We start from the raw sequence: 2,930 nt of genomic DNA on the forward strand, positions 1-2,930 counted from the left end.
GCTAAAACCTTAAGTAATGTAGTTTTCCCACAACCGTTTACACCGACAATGCCCAGTTTATCTTCGGCGTGTATGCCAAATGAAGCGTTTTGGATAACTACTTTATCACCAAAAGCAACAAAGATGTTTTCTGCAGTAAGAATTACTTCCTTGGTCATATTAAATGGCGTCCCTGAGGCGATTCGAACGCCTGACCTTCACCTTCGGAGGGTGCCACTCTATCCAGCTGAGCTACAGGGACGCATATCGTATATGTCATAGATTCAAGGACAGGCTTTCTGTCAACAGATTTGCTTAAAAGAGCTTTTACCACACAGCATTCGGGCGGCATTAGGCGCATGAGTGGTTATAATATTGCATATAGTATCCGATACTTGCCGGATTTCCCATTGAGCATGTTTGTCGCTACGCAATCTGACGAAATGGTAGAGTTCACGTAAATTCATCTTGGCGTATATCTTACATAAGGAACCATTAAGTTTAAGGTAATCCTTTATTGTGGCAATAGATGTGGGGATGCTATCACCAAAAGTAACCGTTTCTCTGTGAAGCTCTTCCCAAATATCTGATCTTCCACTTTCAATAATGGCGCTAGGGATAACAAAATTACCAGTATTGCTGTTCTTTTTAAGAATGGTACACTGTCTGTGGCGTTTAAACTGAGCCCAGCAAGATTCACTCATGGTAAGTTCAAATTCAAACTCTGCTACCTCAAAAGCTCTGGGAACTTTATGCCAACTTCTCATGCCCTTAAAAGCTTGTTGCCAAAGTTGTTCTTTAGCTAAACGGGGCAGGCGGGCAAGGGTCTCAAGGTTTTCTTGCCAGCCAAGTTCACTTTGTTGGTAGATTAAAGCCGCCAAAACGGAGTCGTCGATATTCTTTGGGCTAGATAAAAGTTTGGCTTTGTTCTCCATATCAATCAAGGCCAGCCAAGGCAATTCCTGCTGCAAGAAACTGCTAAATCCTACGCTGTTTAAATCTATATTACCGCGGTAACCATCGGGCTCAGTATGGCGAATTAAAGAAGGGCATATAGGTTTTACCTTTCTATATATCATATCTTTTAGCTCTTGAGCTTCGTGCAATGGATGAATTGCCAATCTGCGCAGAAGGTGTTCTAAACTGCGGGCATTTATGGTCATGCCCATCTGGGTTTTGGTGGCTAAAGGCAAAATATACCGGGCATCTTCTTTGGCTAGGCATTCGCGATCTCTGGATTTTAGCTTAGGATTTTGTTTCCGATACATATCATCAAGCAGTTTGAACGAGGTCTCGTACTCAGTAAAGAGAGCATCCATCAATTTTTTGTATTGCTGTTTAATATTTGTTCGCCGAGAAAGCTCACGAGGGACAAGGTAATCTTTGGAAAAAGTTACATAACGCTGAGATTTTTCGGTGAAAGAGGCAATTCTGCTACGTTGAATAAGCTCGGTAAGCAACCTTGAAACGTCGATGATATCCAGATTAAACACTGCGTGTTCAGCTATGGAAGAATGTCCCATTTCATAAACGATATTCTCGTTCGAACTTCGAGCTTTGTCAATTTCAGAAAGAGCTTCCTTACGTAAAGTATCTACGTTTTTACTGCTCCTGGAAATTCGGGCATAAGCAGCAGTAATAACTTCCGGACTGGCATTATCTTTCTTAATGCCTCTTATCAAACCGGCATCAATATTGTATCCCGCAACAATCAGTTTCATGAATAATTGACCTTATATTAGTGCTTTAACGCTGCTAGCACCAATGCGGTTTGCGCCACTATCTAGCATTTGCTTGGCTGTTTCTGGATTACGGATGCCCCCGCTGGCTTTTACGCCAAATTTTGGTCCTACAACCTCGCGCATGAGAGCAATATCATCTGCTTTGGCTCCAGCAGTGCCAAATCCGGTTGATGTCTTCACAAATTTAGCTCCAGCTTTCTTACTAAAAAGGCAGCTGATTATAAGCTCTTCCCGGCTGAGATAGCAAGTTTCTAGGATCACTTTTAACAGTACTTTTTCTTCCAGGCATTGAATTGCTACTGCTTTTATGGTTTCTAATGCTAAATCCCAATCCTTACTCTTGACTGCTGCTATGTTTTGCACCATATCCAATTCGTGAATTCCTGCCTCAATTACTGCTTTTGCTTCTTTTTTGACTGCTTTCCTGCTGCCAGCGCCCAAGGGGAAATTGATAACTGTACATACTCTTACGGGGTCTTTTACTAGTTTAAGGGCTTGAGCTATAAAATAGGAATTGATGCAAACGGAAGCTGTTTTAAATTGATTTGCCATCTTACAAAGTTCTTCAATATCCTGTGAATTGGCTTCTGCCTTTAATACTGTAGCATCAATAACAGAAGCTATTCCAGAATTTGGATCGTAAAGTTCATCCGGTTCATCGGCGCGGCATTTAGCACAGTGCAGACAGTACTTGTGAGCCCCTCCGCAACGGGCAAGGGTCTGGGAAGGGAAAAATTCTTGGGCGATTTGTTCAATACTTTTCATAATGATTCTCCTTTATGAATTGCCAATTGACCACAAGCTCCAAATACCTCTGCGCCTCTGCTACGGCGTAAGGTGATGGCTTGATGAATATTTTGAGCCAGGTTGAGGAATATTTCTATTTCTTTTTCGGTGGGGCTTCGATATGGTAATTGGGGAACGGTATTATAGGGGATGAAATTAATTTTACAAGATAGGTCTCCAACAAAGGTTTTTAAGGCTTTGATGTCTTCGATACCCATGTTGATTTCTGGGATTAAGATATATTCAAATGTTATGCGGAAAGTAGTTTTAGAAAGAAAGTAGCGCAGAGCTTGTTTTAACTCTTTGAGAGGATAAATGCGGTTAATGGGCATCAAGAGACTGCGACAATTATCAATTGCCGAGTTTAAGGATACTGCCAGTTTGGTTTTGATCCTGCTATCCGCTAATTTGACAATTCCTTCC

4 protein-coding genes and 1 tRNA gene are annotated in these 2,930 nt (G+C 41.6%); all 5 read right to left on the reverse strand.

Annotated features, from left to right (window positions below):
- On the reverse strand, positions 1–158 hold a 158-nt coding region (locus LHW48_02665), incomplete at its 3' end, for an ATP-binding cassette domain-containing protein (GenBank protein ID MCB5259362.1).
- A 6-nt stretch (positions 159–164) separates the two neighbouring features.
- Positions 165–241: transfer RNA gene (locus LHW48_02670), tRNA-Arg, on the reverse strand.
- A gap of 40 nt (positions 242–281) precedes the next feature.
- A complete protein-coding gene (gene thyX, locus LHW48_02675) occupies positions 282–1,700 on the reverse strand; it encodes an FAD-dependent thymidylate synthase (GenBank protein ID MCB5259363.1) in 1,419 nt (472 codons plus the stop codon).
- A 12-nt stretch (positions 1,701–1,712) separates the two neighbouring features.
- Entirely contained in the window at positions 1,713–2,486 is a 774-nt protein-coding gene (deoC, locus tag LHW48_02680; protein ID MCB5259364.1) for a deoxyribose-phosphate aldolase, read from the reverse strand.
- The coding region (locus LHW48_02685; GenBank protein MCB5259365.1) for a 23S rRNA (adenine(2503)-C(2))-methyltransferase RlmN at positions 2,483–2,930 on the reverse strand (448 nt) is incomplete at its 5' end. The genes deoC and LHW48_02685, both read right to left, overlap by 4 nt.

This window comes from Candidatus Cloacimonadota bacterium (assembly GCA_020532355.1).
Classification (GTDB): Bacteria; Cloacimonadota; Cloacimonadia; order Cloacimonadales; family Cloacimonadaceae; genus UBA5456.